Source organism: Dyadobacter sp. AC419 (genome assembly GCF_979253085.1).
This window is the reverse complement of sequence record NZ_CEEDCD010000005.1, coordinates 1-21218: the sequence shown is the minus strand read 5'-3', so window position 1 is coordinate 21218 and position 21218 is coordinate 1. Positions and strand designations below refer to the sequence as shown.

At 45.8% G+C, this 21218-nt stretch carries 37 protein-coding genes and 1 pseudogene; 12 read left to right on the top strand and 26 right to left on the bottom strand.

Features of this window, described 5'->3' with window-relative positions:
• Window positions 1-1154 (top strand): PQQ-dependent sugar dehydrogenase (locus tag AC0IYG_RS02795; protein WP_471709504.1); only part of this gene is annotated, 1154 nt, incomplete at its 5' end.
• On the opposite strand, the gene AC0IYG_RS02790 is transcribed toward AC0IYG_RS02795, so the two are convergent.
• Together AC0IYG_RS02790 and AC0IYG_RS02785 are read right to left on the bottom strand one after the other, a co-directional pair.
• Window positions 1132-2043, bottom strand: a complete 912-nt coding sequence (locus AC0IYG_RS02790) for a carbon-nitrogen hydrolase family protein (protein WP_471709503.1) — start codon at window positions 2041-2043, stop codon at window positions 1132-1134. The genes AC0IYG_RS02795 and AC0IYG_RS02790 overlap by 23 nt on opposite strands.
• Window positions 2043-2219 (bottom strand): hypothetical protein, encoded by a 177-nt coding sequence (locus AC0IYG_RS02785; protein ID WP_471709502.1) that lies wholly within the window; start codon window positions 2217-2219, stop codon window positions 2043-2045. The genes AC0IYG_RS02790 and AC0IYG_RS02785 overlap by 1 nt, the downstream gene beginning before the upstream one ends.
• A 138-nt stretch (window positions 2220-2357) precedes the next feature.
• On the opposite strand from AC0IYG_RS02785, the gene AC0IYG_RS02780 reads away from it, so the two are divergent.
• Entirely contained in the window at window positions 2358-2501 is a 144-nt protein-coding gene (locus AC0IYG_RS02780; RefSeq protein ID WP_471709501.1) for a hypothetical protein, read from the top strand.
• Between the two features lie 160 nt (window positions 2502-2661).
• Here AC0IYG_RS02780 and AC0IYG_RS02775 read toward each other — a convergent pair whose 3' ends face one another.
• From AC0IYG_RS02775 to AC0IYG_RS02735, 9 genes are all read right to left on the bottom strand, one after another.
• Entirely contained in the window at window positions 2662-2997 is a 336-nt protein-coding gene (locus tag AC0IYG_RS02775; protein ID WP_471709500.1) for a nuclear transport factor 2 family protein, read from the bottom strand.
• A 106-nt stretch (window positions 2998-3103) separates the two neighbouring features.
• Window positions 3104-3880, bottom strand: a complete 777-nt coding sequence (locus AC0IYG_RS02770; RefSeq protein ID WP_471709499.1) for a hypothetical protein — start codon at window positions 3878-3880, stop codon at window positions 3104-3106.
• An 8-nt stretch (window positions 3881-3888) separates the two neighbouring features.
• Window positions 3889-4074, bottom strand: a complete 186-nt coding sequence (locus AC0IYG_RS02765; protein ID WP_471709498.1) for a hypothetical protein — start codon at window positions 4072-4074, stop codon at window positions 3889-3891.
• Between the two features lie 16 nt (window positions 4075-4090).
• The gene (locus AC0IYG_RS02760; protein ID WP_471709497.1) at window positions 4091-5086 is read right to left on the bottom strand and encodes a glycosyltransferase family 39 protein; all 996 of its coding nucleotides are present in this window, start codon (window positions 5084-5086) and stop codon (window positions 4091-4093) included.
• A 60-nt stretch (window positions 5087-5146) separates the two neighbouring features.
• A complete protein-coding gene (locus tag AC0IYG_RS02755) occupies window positions 5147-6172 on the bottom strand; it encodes an ABC transporter ATP-binding protein (protein ID WP_471709496.1) in 1026 nt (341 codons plus the stop codon).
• Entirely contained in the window at window positions 6169-7251 is a 1083-nt protein-coding gene (locus AC0IYG_RS02750) for a FecCD family ABC transporter permease (RefSeq protein WP_471709495.1), read from the bottom strand. Before AC0IYG_RS02750 ends, AC0IYG_RS02755 begins: the two co-directional genes overlap by 4 nt.
• Window positions 7251-7622: a substrate-binding domain-containing protein gene (locus AC0IYG_RS02745; RefSeq protein ID WP_471709494.1), complete on the bottom strand. Its 372-nt coding sequence runs from the start codon at window positions 7620-7622 to the stop codon at window positions 7251-7253. The genes AC0IYG_RS02750 and AC0IYG_RS02745 overlap by 1 nt, the downstream gene beginning before the upstream one ends.
• Window positions 7546-8373 carry an ABC transporter substrate-binding protein gene (locus AC0IYG_RS02740; RefSeq protein WP_471709493.1) on the bottom strand — a complete coding sequence of 276 codons (828 nt, stop codon included), beginning with the start codon at window positions 8371-8373 and terminating at the stop codon, window positions 7546-7548. The genes AC0IYG_RS02745 and AC0IYG_RS02740 overlap by 77 nt, the downstream gene beginning before the upstream one ends.
• Before the next feature lie 69 nt (window positions 8374-8442).
• Window positions 8443-8832, bottom strand: coding sequence for a DUF5618 family protein (locus AC0IYG_RS02735; protein WP_471709492.1), 390 nt, complete (start codon window positions 8830-8832; stop codon window positions 8443-8445).
• Between the two features lie 122 nt (window positions 8833-8954).
• On the opposite strand from AC0IYG_RS02735, the gene AC0IYG_RS02730 reads away from it, so the two are divergent.
• From AC0IYG_RS02730 to AC0IYG_RS02700, 7 genes are all read left to right on the top strand, one after another.
• Entirely contained in the window at window positions 8955-9581 is a 627-nt protein-coding gene (locus AC0IYG_RS02730) for a hypothetical protein (protein ID WP_471709491.1), read from the top strand.
• A gap of 32 nt (window positions 9582-9613) precedes the next feature.
• Window positions 9614-9793 carry a hypothetical protein gene (locus tag AC0IYG_RS02725; RefSeq protein ID WP_471709490.1) on the top strand — a complete coding sequence of 60 codons (180 nt, stop codon included), beginning with the start codon at window positions 9614-9616 and terminating at the stop codon, window positions 9791-9793.
• A gap of 57 nt (window positions 9794-9850) precedes the next feature.
• Window positions 9851-10084, top strand: a complete 234-nt coding sequence (locus tag AC0IYG_RS02720) for a hypothetical protein (protein ID WP_471709489.1) — start codon at window positions 9851-9853, stop codon at window positions 10082-10084.
• A complete protein-coding gene (locus AC0IYG_RS02715) occupies window positions 10081-10425 on the top strand; it encodes a hypothetical protein (protein ID WP_471709488.1) in 345 nt (114 codons plus the stop codon). Before AC0IYG_RS02720 ends, AC0IYG_RS02715 begins: the two co-directional genes overlap by 4 nt.
• Window positions 10341-11060 carry an ATP-dependent DNA ligase gene (locus tag AC0IYG_RS02710; protein WP_471709487.1) on the top strand — a complete coding sequence of 240 codons (720 nt, stop codon included), beginning with the start codon at window positions 10341-10343 and terminating at the stop codon, window positions 11058-11060. The genes AC0IYG_RS02715 and AC0IYG_RS02710 overlap by 85 nt, the downstream gene beginning before the upstream one ends.
• A gap of 39 nt (window positions 11061-11099) precedes the next feature.
• Complete coding sequence (locus AC0IYG_RS02705; protein ID WP_471709486.1) at window positions 11100-11324, top strand: hypothetical protein; 225 nt, start codon at window positions 11100-11102, stop codon at window positions 11322-11324.
• A 111-nt stretch (window positions 11325-11435) separates the two neighbouring features.
• Window positions 11436-11687, top strand: a complete 252-nt coding sequence (locus tag AC0IYG_RS02700) for an ATP dependent DNA ligase (RefSeq protein ID WP_471709485.1) — start codon at window positions 11436-11438, stop codon at window positions 11685-11687.
• Window positions 11688-11689: 2 nt separating this feature from the next.
• On the opposite strand, the gene AC0IYG_RS02695 is transcribed toward AC0IYG_RS02700, so the two are convergent.
• Window positions 11690-12085, bottom strand: coding sequence for a type II toxin-antitoxin system VapC family toxin (locus AC0IYG_RS02695; protein ID WP_471709506.1), 396 nt, complete (start codon window positions 12083-12085; stop codon window positions 11690-11692).
• Complete coding sequence (locus AC0IYG_RS02690; RefSeq protein WP_471709484.1) at window positions 12085-12300, bottom strand: hypothetical protein; 216 nt, start codon at window positions 12298-12300, stop codon at window positions 12085-12087. Before AC0IYG_RS02690 ends, AC0IYG_RS02695 begins: the two co-directional genes overlap by 1 nt.
• A 121-nt stretch (window positions 12301-12421) precedes the next feature.
• Here AC0IYG_RS02690 and AC0IYG_RS02685 point away from each other — a divergent pair, with 121 nt between their 5' ends.
• From AC0IYG_RS02685 to pdeM, 3 genes are read left to right on the top strand one after another with little or no spacing between them, the layout of a single operon-like run.
• Window positions 12422-14494: a ligase-associated DNA damage response DEXH box helicase gene (locus AC0IYG_RS02685; RefSeq protein ID WP_471709483.1), complete on the top strand. Its 2073-nt coding sequence runs from the start codon at window positions 12422-12424 to the stop codon at window positions 14492-14494.
• The gene (locus tag AC0IYG_RS02680; protein WP_471709482.1) at window positions 14487-14897 is read left to right on the top strand and encodes a hypothetical protein; all 411 of its coding nucleotides are present in this window, start codon (window positions 14487-14489) and stop codon (window positions 14895-14897) included. Before AC0IYG_RS02685 ends, AC0IYG_RS02680 begins: the two co-directional genes overlap by 8 nt.
• Before the next feature lie 45 nt (window positions 14898-14942).
• On the top strand, window positions 14943-15530 hold the full coding sequence (pdeM, locus tag AC0IYG_RS02675; protein WP_471709481.1) for a ligase-associated DNA damage response endonuclease PdeM: 588 nt from the start codon (window positions 14943-14945) through the stop codon (window positions 15528-15530).
• Between the two features lie 133 nt (window positions 15531-15663).
• Here the strand turns inward: pdeM and AC0IYG_RS02670 are convergent, their stop codons facing one another.
• From AC0IYG_RS02670 to AC0IYG_RS02610, 13 genes and pseudogenes are all read right to left on the bottom strand, one after another.
• Window positions 15664-15921, bottom strand: a complete 258-nt coding sequence (locus AC0IYG_RS02670) for a hypothetical protein (protein WP_471709480.1) — start codon at window positions 15919-15921, stop codon at window positions 15664-15666.
• 167 nt (window positions 15922-16088) lie between these two features.
• Complete coding sequence (locus AC0IYG_RS02665; protein ID WP_471709479.1) at window positions 16089-16298, bottom strand: hypothetical protein; 210 nt, start codon at window positions 16296-16298, stop codon at window positions 16089-16091.
• A 41-nt stretch (window positions 16299-16339) separates the two neighbouring features.
• The gene (locus AC0IYG_RS02660; RefSeq protein WP_471709478.1) at window positions 16340-16789 is read right to left on the bottom strand and encodes a hypothetical protein; all 450 of its coding nucleotides are present in this window, start codon (window positions 16787-16789) and stop codon (window positions 16340-16342) included.
• Between the two features lie 12 nt (window positions 16790-16801).
• Window positions 16802-17215 carry a type II toxin-antitoxin system antitoxin SocA domain-containing protein gene (locus tag AC0IYG_RS02655; RefSeq protein WP_471709477.1) on the bottom strand — a complete coding sequence of 138 codons (414 nt, stop codon included), beginning with the start codon at window positions 17213-17215 and terminating at the stop codon, window positions 16802-16804.
• The gene (locus AC0IYG_RS02650; protein ID WP_471709476.1) at window positions 17160-17423 is read right to left on the bottom strand and encodes a Panacea domain-containing protein; all 264 of its coding nucleotides are present in this window, start codon (window positions 17421-17423) and stop codon (window positions 17160-17162) included. Before AC0IYG_RS02650 ends, AC0IYG_RS02655 begins: the two co-directional genes overlap by 56 nt.
• 27 nt (window positions 17424-17450) lie before the next feature.
• On the bottom strand, window positions 17451-18368 hold the full coding sequence (locus AC0IYG_RS02645) for an alpha/beta hydrolase (RefSeq protein WP_471709475.1): 918 nt from the start codon (window positions 18366-18368) through the stop codon (window positions 17451-17453).
• 80 nt (window positions 18369-18448) lie between these two features.
• Window positions 18449-18841 (bottom strand): response regulator, encoded by a 393-nt coding sequence (locus AC0IYG_RS02640; RefSeq protein WP_471709474.1) that lies wholly within the window; start codon window positions 18839-18841, stop codon window positions 18449-18451.
• Window positions 18842-18855: 14 nt separating this feature from the next.
• Complete coding sequence (locus AC0IYG_RS02635; protein ID WP_471709473.1) at window positions 18856-19284, bottom strand: ATP-binding protein; 429 nt, start codon at window positions 19282-19284, stop codon at window positions 18856-18858.
• Window positions 19285-19453: 169 nt separating this feature from the next.
• A pseudogene (locus AC0IYG_RS02630) lies at window positions 19454-19582 on the bottom strand (hypothetical protein); the annotation flags it as partial.
• A gap of 209 nt (window positions 19583-19791) precedes the next feature.
• Window positions 19792-20100: a hypothetical protein gene (locus AC0IYG_RS02625; RefSeq protein ID WP_471709472.1), complete on the bottom strand. Its 309-nt coding sequence runs from the start codon at window positions 20098-20100 to the stop codon at window positions 19792-19794.
• The gene (locus tag AC0IYG_RS02620) at window positions 20097-20378 is read right to left on the bottom strand and encodes a hypothetical protein (RefSeq protein WP_471709471.1); all 282 of its coding nucleotides are present in this window, start codon (window positions 20376-20378) and stop codon (window positions 20097-20099) included. The genes AC0IYG_RS02625 and AC0IYG_RS02620 overlap by 4 nt, the downstream gene beginning before the upstream one ends.
• Before the next feature lie 105 nt (window positions 20379-20483).
• On the bottom strand, window positions 20484-20957 hold the full coding sequence (locus AC0IYG_RS02615; RefSeq protein ID WP_471709470.1) for a response regulator: 474 nt from the start codon (window positions 20955-20957) through the stop codon (window positions 20484-20486).
• A 91-nt stretch (window positions 20958-21048) separates the two neighbouring features.
• Window positions 21049-21138: a hypothetical protein gene (locus tag AC0IYG_RS02610; protein ID WP_471709505.1), complete on the bottom strand. Its 90-nt coding sequence runs from the start codon at window positions 21136-21138 to the stop codon at window positions 21049-21051.
• Window positions 21139-21218 lie beyond the last annotated feature (80 nt).

The following is a 21218-nucleotide window of genomic DNA, read 5'->3' as shown; positions in this document are numbered from 1 at the left end:
TGTATTGTCCTCTACTGGTTCGGTTATGCCAGCCGATATTAACCGAGCCTCTCATTGTCCGTTCTCTAGTTTTCGCATTTATCGTGAAACGCTTTCGCGTTTTTCGTGCGCCGCTTGATTCCGGCAGTCCGGTGAATAATGCGGATAATAATTTATATGCAGTTGTACACGGCAGGGACAATCTGCGCAGGCTTTTTCCAGAAATATATTCGTCCTGGCAAAGTGCAATGTTGCCGGCCGAGGAATTTGTAAAAGTGACGCCAGGCACCGATCTGGGCTGGCCATACTATTATTTTGACCAGATGAAAGGCAAAAAAATTCTTAACCCCGAATACGGCGGCGATGGAAAAAAGGAAGGAGAAGGAGCAAAATATCAGAATCCGATTATTGGATTTCCCGGCCACTGGGCACCCAATGATGTGCTTTTTTACACAGGAAATCAGTTTCCCGAGCGCTATAAAAATGGAGCATTCATTGCCTTTCACGGCTCTACAAACCGCGCCCCTTATCCACAGGGCGGTTATTTCGTTTGTTTTGTGCCTTGGGTGAATGGCAATTTTTCTGAGAAATGGGAAGTCTTCGCGGATGGTTTTGCTGGCATGGACCCGATTATTAATGTCAGCGACGCCAAAGCCCGGCCAATGGGACTAGCCGAAGGCCCTGACGGCTCGCTTTACATCACCGATTCGCGGAAGGGGAAAATATGGCGGGTAATGTTCAAAGGGAACAAACAGTCATTTGGCGCGCCTCAACTGGCTTCCATGGAAAAGCACAAGCTGCTGGGCAACATCCGCATGCCCGACATTATAAAGGACAATCTGGATAAAGACACCAAGGTTGCTGGCGAAAAAATTTACAACACTTATTGCGCGCCATGTCACCAGCGCAACGGCCAGGGCGACGGCAGCCGTTTTCCGCCTTTGGTCAATTCCGAGTGGATTACGGAGGACAAAAGACAGTTGATTAAAGTCGTAGCGAATGGCTTGGAAGGGCCTATCGAAGTGCTCGGCAAGCCATATAATGACCTGATGCCCAAGCACGATTTCATATCACCAGAAGAAATGGCACAATTACTGACCTACGTAAGGCAGCAGTTTGGTAACATGCCCGACCGGGTTTCGGTGGATGAAGTCAACAGGGTTTTGAAAAAATAACCTTAATGTCTTCACCGGCAAGCTCAGTGTTTATTCTCGACTGATCTTTGAAATTGAAAACGTGTCCGTCTTCTCTCACATCTTCAATTTTTGAAAAATCAAGTTCCTGGATAAACCAGCCCTCAACTTGCGGCGTTTTAACGGCGATAATGCCTTCTTCCGGCAAACCTTTGTCGGGAGTGGAATAAAACCCGGCATAGCCATAATTGAGGTCAACGAGCAGGAGACCGTAAGATGCCTCGCCGACGGTTTGCGAAACGACTGTATAAGCTTGATTTTCAAGTGCCCGAGCCCTTGCGCCCACATGTACGCGCGTAGCGCCGCGAATGGTTTCTGTGCAACTCGGCGCCAAAATCAGGGAAGCGCCAGCATGGCAAAGGAAGTGCGAGCCAATCCCGAATTCAATATCATAGCAAATTTGAATGCCGAATTTGCCCCAGTCCGCTTCAAATAAAGTCAGGTTTTTGGCGCCGCTTGCAATTCCCCATTCTTCGTTTTCAAAGCGGGTCATGAAAAATTTGTCCTGGTAACCAACGAGGCCTTTTGCTGAAAATACGAATGCCCGGTTTAAATGCTTTCCACCTTCCGCGACGGGCAAGCTGGGAGCAACTATAATGACATTGTATTTTTTTGCCAGATCAGCAAAAACATCGCAGAAGTGATCTTTATATGCGTCCAGCTCAACAATTTGCTGAATCAAATCTTGTTGAATTTCAGCCGACAGAATGCTCACCAGCTCATAGCACCATATTCCCGGGAACATTAAAAGCTGTGCGCCCTGAGCCGCAGCTTCCTGAACCCATTGCTCCACATGCTTTTTCCAGCTGCCAAAGTCAGCGTGCCTTGTAATGGGATATTGGGCAGATGCAACGATTACTGATTCAGGCATTAATGGTCAAGCGGTTTGATCCAGAAAATCATATTTTTGGGGGAGGAAGATTTTCGCCAATGTCCGGCCATTCCATAATGCTTTGCAATGCCGGCTCTTTTTTGATAACCACGTTTTGTCCAAAATGCATCATTAGGACGATAATCTGCCAGGTTTTGCAGGATGATTGTCGCCACGATCGACAGAACAAAAGCAGGTTAGCTTGTAAGTTCCGAAACTCCTGGCATGCGCTTCCCGCTCGTCGAAGAAGCGATGCCCTTAAGCCCAAGACCGCGGTATTCTGGCAAAAGAAGTTGCTTTCTCCAAAATAGAAAATGGTGTTTATATCGAATCCTGCGTCTTCAAACGGTTTGCGGACCTCAGCTGCTTCGTCAGACAAAGGAATGCACGTGGTTGCACCCACCATTTTGCCCTGGTCAAAAACCGAGAATAAAAAGGCGCGTTCGGACTGGACATAGATTTGCAAATATTCCTTTTCATATTCCAGCGAAGCCTTCGTACAAATAAGGATAATCGTGAAACACTGCGATGCGCAATGCGCCTAAGCCCTCCGCCACAGGTGCTATTTCCAAGCCCCTATAGGATCCGAAATCGTCAGATTATCAGTCATTCTTTTGTTCAGAAACGAGGTCGATCCAAAGTGGAAGATTGTAGAAAGTCGTCACCCGGCTGATTTTTCCGTCCTGAATTCCTAAAAATGCAGCCGCGGGAAAGTTTGTAAGGCTGTCCGTATGCTGCCGGCATGCCTTCTTCGCTTTTTTTATAAATGCCGTTTACAACAAATTCAACCGCAACACGAGAATCGTCAGGCGTTGTGAAAAACACCATATCCGTCAATGTTTCCTCGTATGATTCATCCATTTTGCCTAAAAATTCGGAGAACTTTTCCAAGCCGATGCGCGCATCTCCCTGGTTAGGCTCGTGCCGCACGTCCGGGTGCACCAGCGCAAGCATTCCATCCCAATTTTTAACATTAAAGCTTGAATAATAAGATTTTACAAGTTACAAGAGCGGTCATATCTGTTTGTTAACGGTGATCATTTATAGTTTAATCCGGCGCTTATTTCAGAGGAACGTATACAAATGTGTTGTTCTTACTCCATTTCTTAACGTAGGTTTTGCCGCGATAATTCATCTCAGCGCCCTCATCGTGCTCGGCGATTATGCAATCAGGAACGAAGGTTTTGCTTTCCAGAACATTTGAAGCATTGCGCACGGCAACGTGTTCAAAATGCCGTCCTGGCTTTCTCAATGTGTATTGATAACCGTAATCCAGGCTCGATTCCACAAAATCAAATCCAATGTTTTTCGCCCCGAGTGCATCTACAAACGCCCGCATTCCGTGCATATGGTCCCAATTATCACCCCAGATTATCTTTTCCGGAGGTGCGGACAGAATACTTGGCTGCATCAGGTTCAGGTTGGCCGGACTTACGTGAATGTTCAGGCTGAATGTTGAATTGATCTTTGGAAAAATATCCTCGAAAAACCACTTTGTTGAAAGCAATGGATGGCTCGTGCTCAGCAGTGCAAACGGCAGCGCAAAAAGCCACAGCATTATGCTGATCACAACGGGCAGCCAGCGAATTTTGATCGCAGTATAAACCATTCCGATAACCGGTGCCATTAATGTGAAAAACGGGATGTGCAGCCTGGAACCGTAGATTTGATAGCCAATAAACAGGCAGAAAATCAAAAAGCTATGAAAGGCCAGGCCCGCATACCAGCGGGAGGCGCTCGATAATTTGGTAAAAAACAGAAGTGGAAACGATAGAACGATCAGCCACATTCCGAAGAAATTGTGCGCAAAGTCTTCGTTAAAATTCAGCTTGTTCATCTTGAAGATCATGCCCGTCCCGGAGGATTCAGCGGCACGCCGATGAGTTGATGAAATCCTTCTAATATCTTGGCCATTAACTGGTTATATTGATCTCCCGGTGAGACAAATCCCAGATGCAGGAAAACATGCTTGGCAGGTGAGGCGAGCAAATTGGCGGGATCGGAAATGTCGTTCTTGTTGCCATTGCTCATAGTGCCAATGGGCGTTTTATAAATTTGATAAGTCCGGAGCCAGAAAGGACCGTTGCAGCGAAAGCGTCAGCACCAAAGCAGCTATGATCAATCCCGCCAGCGATTTTCTCAAAGGCGGTTTTGAAATCATAAAAAAGAACGCATAAAGCGCAAAAGGGAGCGTATAGAAAACAAAAGTCCCTTTGGTCATCATGCCCAACGCCGCCGCCGGAGCAAGCAGCATGAGTGAAATGCGGTTCTGTGTTTTTACAAAATCGAAAGCACAAAAGGCGCAGGCAATGATGAAAAACGCAACCACAATGTCGTTTTGCGTGGTCATTGCTTCCAAAACGACAATGGGCAAGGTCACGGCAAAACAAAGTGCCAGCCGCATCGCAGCCTTTGTGCCTGAAAACATTTCGATCAAAAGTGAAATGAACATCAATATGCCAACGAGGCACGCCCATTGCAGCAATTGAAAAGTGCGCTCACTGCCGGACAGCAGAAATGCATGCAAATGCACATATTCCGAAAATGGACTGAACGAAATGGAGCGTTCGATATGCGAGGCATAATGGTTGACATTGGCATTCTGGATCCAGTAACCTAGCCTGCTCAAATGATAGGCAAGCGAGTCCATATTATTCGGAGGCGCTATAACGGCAACGGCAAACGTCAGGCTTAAAATGGAAAGTAAAATTACATTGGTCAGCACACCTGTTTCCCTGAGAAACGCCTTGCTATTGATAAACCAAGTCTTCGCAATAGCCCGCATCGACAAATTCTTCTTTGTGCTCAAACGCCTGAATATCAATAATAAACCCAGATTGAGCGCTGTCCAGACTATCTTTATCGCAGTTGCATGGATGAGATTTACCGGACTTAACAGCTCGGTGGAAGCTGCTATGAAGAAAAAAATCGCGATTGCCGCGGTCAGCAGCGAGCGACGGAATGGTTGTGGACTTCCGTTGTAAAATGCCAGAAAACAATTGGCCGCACCAAGCCATATGGCCAGCGGAATTAAAAAGATCATGTGAAGGGTATGCTTCTATTGGCTAATTTCTCAATTCAAAACTAAGCCATTTCACGGAAGTTACCGCAAGGTTACCAATTTAATCCCTGCAATCAGATCGCCTATTGTTTGATGTTTGAATGTTGTGCCGTTTTGTTCAATTTCCCAAAGCGCAACATTGTTCTTTTCGGAGCAGATTATTTTGAATAATGCGTCAGAATCGTTTGTAGTGCCATATCCTTCGCGCTGCAATGCTCTTTTTGTCCAGAATACAAGTTTCGGGTCACCGGAAAGGTGAATAGAATGCGTGCAGATGTCCTGGTAAATGTTGAATGTTCCGCTTGATTTATCGAAAAAGAAACCGCTTTTGGCAAAAGCAGATTCAAAAGCACCATTCAAAACCAAATCCTCGGGGACGCCTGTTACCAATGTGCCATCTTGCTGCATCAGCCAGAGCATATCAGCCGCCTGCAAGGCAAGATCGAGCTCATGTGTGCTTAACAATATGGCCTTTTTTGTTGTTTTGGCCAATGTATGCAGCAGGCGCATCATTTCCACCCGGCTGGGCAAGTCGAGATGCGCTGTGGGTTCATCGAGTAAAATAATGTCCGTGTCCTGTGCAAGCGCCCTGGCCAGCATGACTTTTTGCCTTTCACCGTCGCTGAGCTGATGGATTTTCCGGTGGATCAATTCCGCTACATTGGTCAGAGAAATTGCGTCGTCGATCTTTCCGTGGTCCGCGTCGCTTAATGCGCCAAGCCATCCCGTGTAAGGCGTGCGACCTAATGTGATCACTTCCAGCGCAGTAAGGTTGCCAGCTTCAATGCGTTCTGTTAAAACGAGGCTCAGCTTTTGAGCCAGATCTGCCGATTTTAATGCTGAAAGCTGCTGCTGCCCGATCATTACGGAACCCGCCAAAGCAGGCTGCAATCCGGCAATTGTTCGCATTAAGGTCGATTTTCCAGATCCATTGGAGCCTAGCAAGCATACAAGCTGTCCCGCTTCAAGCCTCAGATCCAGGTTTTCTGAAATGATCCTTTCTGATCTTTTGGATTTGTATCCAATCGATAAATTGTGGGTTTCGAGAAAGGAATTTGCAGCACTCATGAGAAAGAAGAACGTAGATTATTGCGGCTGATAATGATCCAGATAACCACCGGTGCACCGAGTAAAGCAGTGACAACATTCACGGGAATCACAGTTTCCATTCCCGGCAGCTGCGCAATGATGTCGCATAGTAAAAGCAAAACCGTCCCGGTAAGACAGCATCCCGGAATCAAAACGCGGTGATCCGATGTGCCGAAGATGGATCGCGTAATGTGCGGAATGGCAATGCCGACAAAGCCGATCGGTCCGCAGAAAGCGGTAATGCTGCCGGTTAGCAAACTCGTGCTGAGCATAATGATGAGCCGGGTTTTGCCAATGGTCAATCCCATGCTTCTTGCATAATTTTCCCCCAATAAAAGTGCGTTAAGGGCTTTGGAAGAAACAAATGCGAGCAGCAGGCCAAATGCGACAACTCCGGAAAGCGCATACAAATGATATTGCGTAACGCCGCCCAGCGAACCAAAAGTCCACATAATGTATTCCTGCAACTGCTCGGGCTGGCTCAAATATTGCCAGATGCTCACGACGGACAAAGTGATTGTGCCGATCATAACGCCGACAATGAGCAGAATCACATTGTCCCTGATGCGACCGGCGATCAGCAAAATGAGTGCCAAAACGAGCGCGGCACCCAGAGAAGCCATGACAATGATAAGCCAGCTCCCCGAAATCCCGAGCTTGCTGATCGCGTACATGCTTGCGCTGCTTCCACCGGCAAGCATAACAGCCGCAACGCCTAAGCCTGCGCCTGCGGTTATGCCAAGTTCGGAAGGGCCAGCGAGTGGATTTCTGAATAATGTTTGCATTTGCAGGCCGCTAACGGACAAACCGCAGCCGACGAGCACAGCGGTGATAGCTTTCGGGACGCGGATTTTTTCAATAATGAATAACCACGCCGTTTTTTCTGATTCCTGGAAAAAGATGATCCTGAACACTTCCTTGAAAGGGATCTGGACAGAACCAAGCATAATGTCAAGCGTAAAGAACAAAATGGCGAGCACGATCAGGCCAGCAAAAATGAGGCGACGCCCCATTTCAGGTGCTTTTTTTGATTGTTCTTTAAGTGAAAACGAAGCCATTATTGAAGCTGTTTGTAATACACCAGCTTGTGTTCCGGCATGAGTTGCGGGTGCAGTATTTTGATCAGATCGGCCAGGACGGTGTGCGGATTAACCGTTCCGGACTCAAAAAAATCATTCGCTCCCTGCTCATTCACATGACCATTATAGCTGAACATCCGCCCCGATTTATAAGCCTTGAAATCGCTGTAACGCGAATCTTGTGCCAAAATATTCGCTTTCGTATCGTTTTTATCAAATCCAACGTTCAGCCAGGCATCGGCTTGCAATGCGATGGGATAAACGGACTCAAAGTTAAGCGGCAGGCTGCCCGTTGCCTTGGTTTCGCTCCAATGATATTGCCCGCCCGCGTCCAGGAAAAACTGGGACATATAACTGTCTCCATTCGGCAAAAACCACACCGTCTTTGGTGTTCAACCCTGAAATAATGGAAGGCTTGTCTTTCGCCTTTTTTGCGAGATTCGCAAGCCGGTTATATTCAGATTCGATTTTGCCAAATTTATCTTTCACCTCTTTTTCCTTATTGGTTAGCGCAGCTACAATTTTCACCCATTCTGCCCGTGCTAGCGGCGTTTTTTCAACCCATTCAGAATTAATCAGGACGGGAATGCCAGCTTGTGCCAATATGCCATAATGATCCGCTTTGGCTCCCGGGCCACCCATTGCCATTACCACATCCGGATGCATTTCCACGAGCTTTTCTTCATTTAACCCCTGGTCCCTGCCAATGTTCGCGACTTTTCCTGCCTTGATCATCGCCAGCACTTTTTCAGAATAAATGTATTGAGGGCTGCTCAGGCCGGTTATCACATTTTCGGCGCCTAGAAATTCGAGCAAGGCTACATGCATCGAGGAAGTCGCAACGAGGCTTTTAGCCGGAATTTCGATCACCTGCGCATCGTCATAACCTTGCGGACGCGAAGCGCCACGTGTGAGTAAAATGTATTTCGAAGTGTCCGTTGTGGTTTCAAACGGGCTTAATATGCTTACAATCTTGAATTTGTCATGATATGTGATGGTAAAGCCCTTGGCGTGGTTGATTTTGAGCTCATTTTTATAGTTACTTGAATCTGAAGAGTTATTCGGGGCGTTCTTGGCTCGTTTTTCACTCTCTACAACCAATAAGGATTATAAAAAGTAGGAATAGGATTCGATAAGACATTGAGGTTTAATAAATTAACACGATAAGATTTAAATCAAATTGAGCATTTGACTGATGTTTTTTAGCCCAATTCGCATATTGCGGAGAGACTTGGATCCATGAATACTACCGAGAATATATATCCTTGCATGAACATCCACTAAAAGGATCATCAATTCTTTATTGCATTGCTTCAATTGAAAAACATAATCATCTAAATCGGTAGGTTTTGAGAAATGCTTGTTTTGATGCGTGCTTAAATACTCGTCAACAATCAATAATGCTGCTGTATAGGCTCGTTTTGAAGCCATTTTTACATATCGGCTATTTTGGTAAAGACCCTCGTCGTTACCAGCTTTTTCTAACAATATCCTGCTTGCCTCTTCTAATCTAATTACTGCTTTGTCCCGTGCAGACAGCAGTTGTAGTTTTTTTTTCATTGCATTATAGTGTGAGAAATAATAGACATTAGACCAGCAAATGTAGTCGGTTCAAAAGTACGATTTAATTTTCAAAGGCATTGGAACCGCGAATGGAGCATGGCACACTTTTAATATTTTCAATGCTATGCCAGCACCATCACTTTTACAATTTACAGGAAAAAGTATATACTGCACCGTCGCGGATGCGCACATTGATCCGTGGATTCCAGTCGACCGCGCCATCATCACACATGCACACAGCGACCATGCACGCTGGGGAAGCAAGCATTATCTGGCCCACAAGGATAGCGAGCCCATTTTACAGGCTGCGATTAGGGCAGGACATTTCGCTGCAAACCGTCGAATATGGCGAGAAGTTCATGATCAATGGCGTTACCGTCTCGCTGCATCCTGCTGGCCACATCATTGGCTCGGCGCAGGTAAGAGTGGAATATAAGGGTGAAGTTTGGGTTGCCAGCGGTCATTACAAGCTGGAAAATGACAATTTTGCTGTTCCTTTTGAGCCCGTCAAATGCAATGTATTTATCACGGAATCTACATTTGGCCTGCCGATTTACAAATGGCAGCCTCAGCACGAAGTTATGTCGGAAATCGATAACTGGTGGGCGCAGAACAAAGCGGACGGGAAAGCAAGTATTTTGATGGGTTATTCTTTAGGTAAAATGCAGCGGATTTTGAAAAATATCCAATTGCAGGACAACATTATATACGCGCACGGCGCCATTTATACATTAAACGAAGGCTGAGACAAGCCAGACATGATCTGCCGGAACTAACATTGGTAACCAAAGAAACCGACCGCAAGCTCTTCCGCGGATCACTGGTTTTGGCTCCGCCTTCGGTCGATAGCAGCACTTGGATCAAAAAATTTAATCCTTATTCATTGGGATATGATCGGGCTGGATGGCGTTGCGGGGTGCCCAAAATCGCCGTGCCGTCGATCAGGGATTTGTGCTGAGCGACCACGTCGACTGGCCTGATTAAACACGGCAGTAAAAGAATCCGGTGCTGAAAAGTGTACGTAACACATGGTTATACAAGCATTTATTCGCGTTGGCTCAATGAAAACGGCATTGAGGCCGGCGAGGTGCACACCATGTATGGCAATGAAGATGAGAGCGAGGAAGAAGAAGTTGTGCAGGATATTAGTGCTGGAATTGAGGCTTACGAGCAACATAAGGAGTCATTGGACGCTCCTGAAAAGTCGGCTTCTGCCGGTGCGGAAGAGAAAGGAGGCGAGGCCTTATGAAGCAATTTGCAGAACTTTTCATGAACCTCGACCGGACCAACAAAACCAATGCAAAGGTGGAGTTGATGAAACAATATTTTCTTTCAGCGCCGGATGATGACAAACTTTGGGCATTGACACTTTTTACCGGTCGCAGGCCTTCTTTCAAAGTTAACCGCACCATGGTTAAGGAGTGGGCGGCGCAGGAAGCGGACATTCCGATGTGGCTTTTTCAGGAAAGTTATCAAAGCGTCGGCGACCTGCAGAGACCATTTCGTTGCTACTGCCTAGAAATCAGGTTGAGGCTTCGGACAAATCACTTACGGACTGGTTTTACTATCTGGGGATGTTGCCCGGAATGACGGACGAGGAGAAGCATGACCACATTGTGCAGGCCTGGATGCAATTGTCGCAACATGAAACTTTCGTATTTAACAAGCTCTTAATGGGCAGTTTCCGCATCGGTGTTTCGCAAACATTGGTGGTAAGGGCATTGGCAGAAGCGACTGAAACGGATTCCAATATTATCGCGCACCGCGTGATGGGCCAGTGGGACCCGAAGGACATTACATTTGAGCAATTGATTTTGGACAAAGGCGAAAATGATAACGCCTCCCGCCCGTATCCTTTTTTCCTGGCATATCCGATCGAAGGCGACGTTTCTGATTTGGGCGATCCCGATGATTGGTTTGCTGAATGGAAATGGGATGGGATCCGGTCGCAGATCATTTATCGCAACAACGAGCTTTTCATCTGGACGCGGGGCGAGGAGCTTTCGACAGAGAAATTTCCTGAGTTGCATTTCCTGAGCGAGGTTTTGCCCAATGGAACGGTGCTTGATGGCGAGATCGTCAGTTATATGGATGACAAACCGATGCCGTTTAATGTGTCTGCAAACGCGGATCTGGCCGGAAAAATCTGTCTAAAAAAGTGCTTGAAGAAGCGCCGGTTGCATTTCTTGCTTATGATATTTTGGAAGTCAATGGTGTGGATATAAGAGGCTTATCGCAGCAACAGCGACGCGCTGAACTGGAGAGTGATCCATCAGAATGTGCCCAATCAGTTTATATTCAATCTTTCGCCGCTCATCGATTTTAAAGAATGGGCTGTGCTGAGCGAATTGCATGGACTTTCGCGGCAAAACATTGCTGAGGGTTTTATGATCAAACGCAAAGCCAGCACCTATCAGGTCGCGTCGGAAGAAGGGCGATTGGTGGAAATGGAAAATCAATCCTTTGAGTGTTTGAGAATGCGGTTTTGATTTATCCCCAAAAAGGCTCCGGACGTCGCGCCGAGCTGTTCACGGATTATACATTCGCCGTTTGGGGAGAAGACGGAAAACTGGTCCCTTTCGCAAAGGCATATTCTGGCTTTGACGGATGTAGAAATCGGTCAGGTTGATTATTTTATTAAAAGGAATATCCTTGAAAAATTCGGCCCGGTAAGAACCGTAAAACCTGAACTGGTTTTTGAAATTGGTTTCGAAGGCATCAACGAATCATCCCGACACAAATCCGGCATCGCAGTAAGGTTCCCAAGAATCCTCCGCTGGCGCAAAGACAAAAAAGCCGCAGAAGCAGATACGCTGGAAGGGTTGAAGGGGATTTTGGAGATGTACAGGTGAGGTTACCAGAGTAATTCGATTATATTATTGTATTGGCTAAACTTTTCATCAGCCGATATAACCTTCAAGTTTTCCGAGAGCGCAGTTGCAAGAATTAGGCGATCAAATGGATCACCATGGTTGGCGATGTAAGGAATTTGCTCATAGCTATCGAGCGTTGCATTCGAGATTGGCAACACTGTTATTCCGATTCTTTCGAGTTCATGGACATATTCAGAAATTGGCTTAGACAATTCCAGTTTACCAAGCTTCTTTTTAATCGCCATTTCGAAGAAGGAGATTACGCTTACGAAACATGTGGAATTTACGTCGGAAATAATGTATCTGGATCTAGTTGAAAGGCGGTTCTCTTCGTCCAAAGCCCAGAGTACTACGTGTGTATCAAGCAAATATGCCATCACATGTAGTCTTTCAAGTCGTCAATCGGATCGTTAAAGTCGTCAGACATTTTGATTGTGCCTTTCATGGTTCCCAATGGGCGCTTTTCCACTGAACTGAGACGGTCTGACTCAGCCATAAAAGTGATAAGCACTTTTGCTTTTGTTTTGACGGGAGGGATTTCCTTCAAAATCACCTTCCCATTTTCGTATATTCCTTCAATCGTGGTTAGCATGTCGTTATAGTATGAGTCATAACAAATATACCAAGAATCTAAGATTTAAATATAATTTAGCTTTTCCCGTTGAATGTTCCTTTATGGAATAAGTTTTTAGTGGTTTTAATTAAACTTTATTTTGCAATCCACCTTGACCAAATCCCCCGGGCATACCGTTGCTGAGCAGTGGTTTAAATCTAAAAAATGGAAGTGGGCGGCTTTTCAGCGCGAGGCAGCTGAGGCTTATCTGGAGGGGAAAAGCGGGTTGGTCAATGCGCCGACGGGAAGCGGGAAAACCTATTCACTCTGGGTCCCGATTCTGATCCGGCATATGAATGAGCGAGCTGACAAAGAGCTCAAACCAAAACGAGGCTTGCAAGTCCTTTGGATTACGCCGCTCCGTGCGCTTTCCAAAGATCTGTTCCGTAACATGGAAACCGCATCCCTGGAAATGAACCTGACCTGGCGCGTAGGCATTCGCACCGGAGATACAAATTCAAAAGACAGAAGCGATCAGAAAAAGCAAATGCCTGATGCGCTGATCATTACGCCGGAAAGTCTGCACATTCTTTTTGCCCAAAAAAACAGTTCTGAAATATTCAAAAACCTGCACACGATTGTTGTCGATGAATGGCACGAGCTCATGGGAAGCAAGCGCGGAACGCAAACCGAGCTGACGTTGGCAAGGTTACGAAGCATTAAGCCGGATTTGCAAACCTGGGGCATTTCAGCGACCATCGGCAATTTGACTGAGGCGAAACATGTGTTGCTGGGAATGAAGTTTCCGGTTGGCAAATCGACGATTATCAAAGCCAATACAGACAAAAAAATCCTGGTCGAAAGCATTATTCCGCCGCGCGTTGAAACATTGCCGTGGTCGGGTTATATGGGGACGAGGCTTGTGGATCAGGTTGTTGAGATCGTTAATCAGAGTAAAACAACTTTGCTTTTTACCAACACAAGGTCCGGGACTGAAATCTGGTATCGAACGATCATTGAAAAATATCCCGAATTCGCAGGCATCATGGCATTGCACCACGCTTCGCTGGATCGGGAAATTCGTGATTGGGTGGAGGAAGCGCTGCATGACGAGCGGTTGAAGCTGGTTATTTGCACCGCCAGCCTCGATTTAGGTGTCGATTTCAGGCCGGTGGATACGGTTATACAAGTCGGCAGCCCCAAAAGCATTGCCCGGTTTATTCAGCGGGCGGGTAGGAGCGGACACCGGCCGGGCGTTGATAGCAAGATCTATTTTTGTCCGACCAATGCGCTCGAACTCATAGAAGCAGTTTCCCTGCGTGAAGGCGTTGCACAAAATATCCTGGAAGACCGTCCGCCCGTTGCGCATGCATTTGATGTTTTGGCGCAATGGATGATGACTTTGGCCGTTGGCGAAGGTTTTAACGAAGCGCAATTATTCGAAGAAGTCTGCGATGCTTACGGTTATCAATATCTCAACAGGCAGGAGTGGGAATGGCTTTTGGGCTACATTACCACGGGCAGCTCATCGCTTTTGGTTTACGACGAATATAAAAAAGTGGAGCACGTCGACGGCCTTTACAAAGTCACCAGTCGGCGTGTTGCATTGCGTCACAGGCTCAGTATGGGCACAATTGTGTCTGAAACAGGCATTAAGGTGAAGCTGCAAAGCGGAAAATATCTGGGGACGGTTGAAGAATCTTTCGTGACCTGGATGAAGCCCGGCGACGTTTTCACATTTGCCGGAATGACAGTCGAATTTGTCAGAATCCATGAAATGACGGTGAGTGTAAAAAAGGCGGAAGGCAAAAAAGGCTTTTTGGTTCGATGGGCCGGCGGTAGGATGCCGCTTTCTTCTCAACTGTCGACATTTATCCGTGAACGCCTCGCTGATGCGCTTGAAAATCCGCATAAGGAGAAAGAATTGGCAAAAATGCAGCCTCTACTGGAATTGCAACGTAGCCGCTCTATGATCCCGAAAACTGACGAACTGCTCATCGAACAATGTGAAACGAGGGAAGGGCATCACATTTTTATTTTCCCGTTTGAAGGTCGGCTGGTTCACGAAGGCATGTCGATCATTCTGGCTTATCGCATCAGCAAGCTCACGCCGATCACATTTTCTGTTGCTATGAATGATTATGGCTTCGAACTGCTTAGTGATCAATATATTGACTTCGAAAAGATCATGCGGGAAATTGATGTGTTTTCGAACCAAACATCTCGTGGATGACATTTATCAAAGCGTCAATGCGACCGAAATGGCTAAGCGGAAATTCAGGGAAATTGCTGCCATTTCCGGGTTAATGTTCCAGGGTTATCCGGGCAAAAACGTTAAAACGCGCCAGTTGCAGGCATCAAGCTCATTGTTGTTCACTGTGATGACCAAATATGAAGACAATAATCTGCTGATCAAGCAGGCTTATCAGGAAGTTTTGACCTATCAATTGGAGGAAGTGCGGATGCGGCAGGCGCTCGACCGGATTGCAACGCAGAAAATAATTGTGAAACAAACCCGTAAACCAACGCCTTTTTCGTTCCCTATTATGGTGGATCGGTTGCGCGAACAGTTAACTTCGGAAAAGCTGGACGACCGGATCCAGAAAATGATCAAACAGTATAGTAATGCAGATTGAAATTAGAGGAAACCATTTTATTTTACTCACACAAAGGGCCATTTTTTGGGAAGAAACGCAGACATTATTGATCGGAGACCTCCATTTGGGCAAGATTACGCATTTCAGAAAAGAGGGCATCGCGCTTCTTCCTCCAATGCGATTGAAAACAATTTCATCAGACTTAACGAACTCGTTCAAAGCACCGGCGCAACCCGCATTATCTTTCTGGGTGACCTTTTTCACGCGCAATACAATGCTGAATGGGAGCTTTTTAAAAATTGGCGCACGGAGCACCATTGCATTGAAATGTTGATTGTGATCGGTAATCACGACATTTTGCCCGTCAGTCTGTTTTTGGAAGCCGACCTGGAAGTGCATTTAAATGATTTTGAAGAAGGCGATTTTGTCTTCACTCACCATCCAAAAGTAGAGGCCGTTGGCGACAAATTCACGTTCGCTGGCCACGTCCATCCCGTTTTCACAGCTTACGGAAAAGGCCGCCAGAGTGTCCGTCTGCCATGTTTTGTAATTGACAATCATCAAGCCATCGTCCCCAGTTTCGGCGTTTTCACCGGCGGCTATCAAATGGATCTGGCCAAAAACCGGAAGATTTACATTACGACGGAGACGAAGGTTTTTTCGGTTTGTTAGGAGGTTAATCGCGAGATTCATTCACAGCAGGTTCCGGAGGAACCCCCAGTTTCTAGAAATGCATCATTGCGGAATTATCGGCTCCGGATGGAGCCTCCTAAAACCCACCAATGCAGGCATTAGAAAATCCAAATCACCCTTCCTTCAATCCGTCGTAATTATTTCCTAATCGTGCCCCCAGCGTTGCGACGCGCAACTGATTCACGATATGTTCCCGCATTTCGGGCGTTACCTGGGTCAGATTTTCTGTAAATAAAAAGCTCTCGATCATAGTATGGATGGATCGGATCATTTCGCTGGCGTTATCGGTTTGAAAGAACTCTTTCACGATTGCGCATTGCTGCATTAATGCTGCTTCGTTACCGATAAATTGTTGATCCCTGCCGTTCATTTTTTTGTTTGTTAAATTTCGAAGTGGTTCAATAGATTTGTGAGCGTTTGATTAGTAACTTGATGCGGATCGACCCGGATGTCGTTGTTTGTGTGGCAACGCTCCGGGGTTTCTTTTTTACCAACTTTGTTGAAAATTCCCCAAATTTAAGGCAAATAAAAAGCCGGTTAAGGCTTATATGTAATAATTGTTTCAATTTCAAAATGGCCAAATTCGATTAAAATCTCTTTCATTCTGGATTCAGACATGCTTCCCTTGTGAATGTAGTCTCGCCAGGCATTTGTTAATTTCCCTTTTTTCTGCTCAGGAGAAAGATTAGGATAAATTGTTTTTATCCACCAGTCAAATGCTTCTTTAATCGTTGAGAATTTCTTCATTGAACAAATATAAATATATTTGGGGAATTTTCAACAAGACATTAATTGCTATTTAAATCTTGGAGCTCTCTTATTTCGTCCTTGAACTCTTCATCAATCCGCCTACTCGCAAGAAAGCCCTTTATTATTTTCTGAAATTCGAATGCCGTTATAAACCCGCACAATGGAATTTCGCGTTTTGCATTCAGCATTAGCATTTCTGCTTCCGTGTAAGTAAAATAGTTGTTGCAATTAACGTAAGTGAAATCATGAAGTCGATTATCTGCCGTTTCATGATCAATACAGACCAATGTATCCAGGCTTTCTCTGACACGTTGAATGTGCTTCAGGTTCTTATCAAACTGCGAGGTGCAGCATGCTGTTGTCAGATAGTTGCCGTCGATTTTTTTAATAAATATGTGATAATGCGGAATGCCATTCGCGATCTGCGGATCTGAAATGTATAAAATATTTCCAGAGACGAATGCCTCTTTTAGCACTTCTGCCGTCATGTTTGCCGACGGCTAAGCGTTTGCAGTTTCGAAAAATAGCTCCTTAGCTATTTCCAAATCTTCCTTATTATCGTTGAATAGCCCTTTTTCGTCTATATAATTTTCGAAGAAGTCATTAATTTCCATTTTGTAACTGGAACCTGACTTTTCAATTTTTTCCTGGAATCTCTTCCATTCAGGAAAATAATGAGAATATTCTGCGAGCTGAAATTGGTCCAGACCATTATAATGCTTCAAAATCTTATCGGCAACTTCCAGGTCGGTTTCCGAAAAAACCTTTGCGTTTATTTCTTGGACTGTATTTATAGTCTGTCCTTCCAGAGACAAATATTGGTCGAAATAATGCTTTTCAGCGGATTGCGGACTAACCTTACTTTCGATGAGATTCTTTGTACTTTGAAGGAACTGCGCCCCATTCCATTGCATAATGTATGTCGCCAGTGACCGTGCGGGCGTATTTTCTGAGATGCAGTCTGTTAACCAGCCATATCAGTTTAAATGCCTTCATTTTATTGATGGCACCCTGATTATATGCAGCAAAATAATTGATCAGCTGAACCGCTTTCTTGTAATTGTAACCCTTCATGCCGTGCGTGAATGTGATCCGTAAATATAAGCCATTTGACCAAAACATTTTCCCCACAACCACTCGAACCCACCATCATTTACCCACCGCCGCGCTTGAATTATCTGCCGGTAAATTCTGGCTTCCTTTTACACTTTTCATCCAGGCTATGATCTCTTCGTATCTCTCGTTCCAGGGGTTGAAGAATTGGGTGATCATTGGAATGTGTTTCTTGCTTTTTTGAATACGATAGGGCGTTTCGGGGGCGAATTCTTGTAACGCTTTGATGAATTTCTCGTTGCTTGCGATGATCGATGGATACGTGCGGCCGCCGCGGTAAATGAGCATTGGAGGCATGTTTTTGTGCAAATGATACAGCGGAGTTGCCTTTTTCCAGATTTCTGGCTTGCTAGTGAATGTGTTTAGATATGTGTTTCCCGGCTGAAATTTTTCTTCCATCAAATAGCCGTACATATCCAGTCCGGCTGCGTCGATCAGGATGGTTCCTGCAATGGGGTTTGCAATGCCGAGGCTTTTAAAATATTGATCATCAATGGAGACCAATGCAGCCAGATGTCCGCCCGCGGAATGTCCGGATATGAAAATACGCTGCGGATCGCCGCCATATTTCGCAATGTTGTCTCTCACCCATTTTACGGATTTTGCAGTCAACTCGGCCATAGCATCATACTGCGCCGCCGCGCTTAAAGGATAATCAATGATCACGTAAACCACGCCCTTCTTGGCCCAATGGCTTCCTATAATGCTGTATTGCGATTTTTTGCCGGAATTCCAGTTGCCGCCGTGGACGAAAATGATCACGTCATGCGGCTTATCATGGTTACGAGGCGCGAAAATATTTAAATGCTGCCCGGCTAGTGATTTTTCAGCTGGCTGATAAATAATGTCCTTGGTCCGACTGATCCTTTTGAAAGAGCAGCTTGATAATGTGAGTAAAAATGCGCCCAGGATGATGGTTATGACGATTAGTGTGATTTTCGCTTCGGATTTCATGAAATGATCTTTCCAAACATACGGCTGCTGGTTCGGTAAAGATTAAAGCGCAGATTGGGTTAGCGGCTAGGAAGGAAGTTTCACTTTAAAATCGGCGCAGATTGAGGAGAGTCGGCGAATTTAATGTGCCGGTTAATGACGCGGATCAGCTCTTCGGCTCGGAATGGTTTGGTTACAAAGTCGCTGAACTTGCAGGCTTCCAGTTCTGGCGAATTTTCGGAAAAAGTGTCTGCCGTAAAGGCAATGACGGGCACTTTTTCATATTTTGGATAATGGCTCCGAATGCGTTTCATTGCCGTAATGCCATCCATAACAGGCATTTGAATGTCCATCAAAATGAGGTCATATGCCGTGTCGTCGTCGAGATGGGTGAGCACTTCCATGCCATTTTCACAAATTGTAAATGCTGCATCCCAGCGCCTCAGCAAGTGTTTTAGCAACATTTGGTTTGCGGGAACGTCGTCAGCAACCAATATCCGATATCCTTTTAGCGAGAGATTTTCCGGTGCTTTGGCCTGTTCTTCTTCCCGGTAAACGCCTCCTTTTCAAAATTAAGCACGACGCTGAATGTTGCACCTTCACCCAGTTTGCTTTGAGCGGAAATAGAGCCGTTCATGAGCTCCGTAATCTTTCGGGTAATGCTTAATCCAAGGCCTGTGCCGCCAAAATATCGGGTCGCATTGTTACGATGGGCTTGTGCAAAACTATTGAAAATGATGTTAAGCTTATCTCGGAAATCCCTATTCCTGAGTCCGAAAACGTCGATTTTCAGGTCGACATTGGCGCCGTGATCATTTTCCAGATGCACAGCGATTTTTACAAAACCATCCTCAGTAAATTTAATGGCATTGCCGACGAGGTTAATCAGGATCTGGTTTAAACGATAAACGTCGCCGATCAGATATCTGAGGCACATTATCGTCGCAATGAAACAGCAAATCGATCGATTTCTCCTTCGCCCTCACTTCAAATGTTTTGACCAAAAAATCAAGCTTTCTTTCAAATCAAATTCAAAGCTTTCGAGGACAAATTTGCCAGCTTCAATTTTGGAGAAATCCAGCACATCATTAAGGATAACGAGCAGATTATCGAGCGGAATTTTTGATCATTTTCAAATATTCCTTGTCCTGCCCGGTGAAGTCGCTATGCAGCAGAATGTCTGTAAATCCGATAATCCCGTTCATGGGCATGCAGATTTCGTGGTTCATCGTGGATAGGAAGTCAGACTAAATGATGACGGCGTGGCTTCTTCGGCGTCCATACATATTTCGCCTGACATGATGCTCCCTTGCTCCGCCGCTTTGCGGCTCGATGATGTCGATGGCCGTGCCACCAGGAGCCTTCCTGAACCAATCCCTCAAACTCATCTTTCGTTTGAACGGCACTTCACGCGTCTATTGTCCAGACTTCCGAGCACAGTTCCTTATGCTTGAAGCCGGATACTACTTGGGATATGCAATGACATCACTCGTCCTCTGGCCTCGATGCCGCCTGGTGGCGATGGTGCCGCCGAAAAATAAGCATGGACCTGGTTATGAATGATCTGCGAAAGGCCATTATTTTGTGATCGGCTGACAATGTCGACGTTTCCGAATATCCAAGTACCTTCCGAATCTGTTTTGTTGTGGAAAATGTTGGTCCATACCGAATGTCGAATGAACAAAAATAATTGTTCGTGGACGAGAAGGAGCGCAATTCTATTGATAAATTCCTCTTTTGCAGCCAGGTTCATGCCTTTGCTTCCTCGCGATCCTTTTCTACATCCAGGCATTTCTGGCTCTGATGTATGAAAAGCCTTTCGTCAGCTTCTCTGCAGTTATCTCCGATTTGGGGTGGTCGAGCTGTCGCTCCCGCCTTCATCATTTCCCACGGCAATGCGCTCGTCGCCCTGGGATGAGAGCAACGATCACCGGCAGATGCCGGCGCCATCTTTTTGATCGGTTTGAGCGATCCCCAGCCCCGCTCGTTTTTGGCAGCTGATAATCCAGAAACACGCATCCAGGCACCCACGAATCCAATGTTAGCAGGGCATCTTCGGCATACTTACAAATTTTTACCTCCCCGATCTCCACCTGCGATTTCTCAAGTGCGCGAAGCAGGTTCATCGCATCAATTTCATCGTCTTCGACTAACAAAATGCTTATAGGAGCCATGGAGGGAGGTAAACATGTATTTTAAATTTCGCCGGGATATTCGCGAAGCGTCCAGTAACTGTTCAAAGTGGACACTGCAGAAAATAAAGCGGTCCATTGAAAGCGGTTTCAGGATATAACCAGCCACATTGAGGTTGAAAGCTTCAATTTTGTCGCTATCCTCATTAGACGTGGTCATCACAAAAACGGAAAGCGAGCTCAGTTCGGGATCCTGACGAATCTCTTTCAAAGACTCGATTCCACCCATTCTGGGCATATTCAGGTCGAGCAGCACGATTCTCGGGCGCCGACTGTCTGTCGCCGGGGAACGCAGCACAGCAAGTGCTTCGATGCCGTTGGACGCCACGACCAGCGGATTGGAAATATTATTTTTTTTGAACGCACGCTTTACGTTCATTACATCTACTTCATCATCTTCAACCAATAGTATGGTCATTGGAACGGGAGTTGAAAGGGTCATTGAATTTGACAGTTATTATAAAGGGTTATTTTTTCAAAAAGGTTATTCTTAAACAGTTTCAGCTTGTTTAGCCTTCGGTTTTTGGCCAGGTAAAAATGAATCGCGTGCCTTTATTCATCTCCGATTCGATGCGGATAATGCCGCCTTTTTCGTCCAGAATTTTCTTGACAATGGCCAGCCCGACACCCGTACTTTCGATTTCGTTTGCCCCGGGCTTGTAATGTTTGAAAAATGACA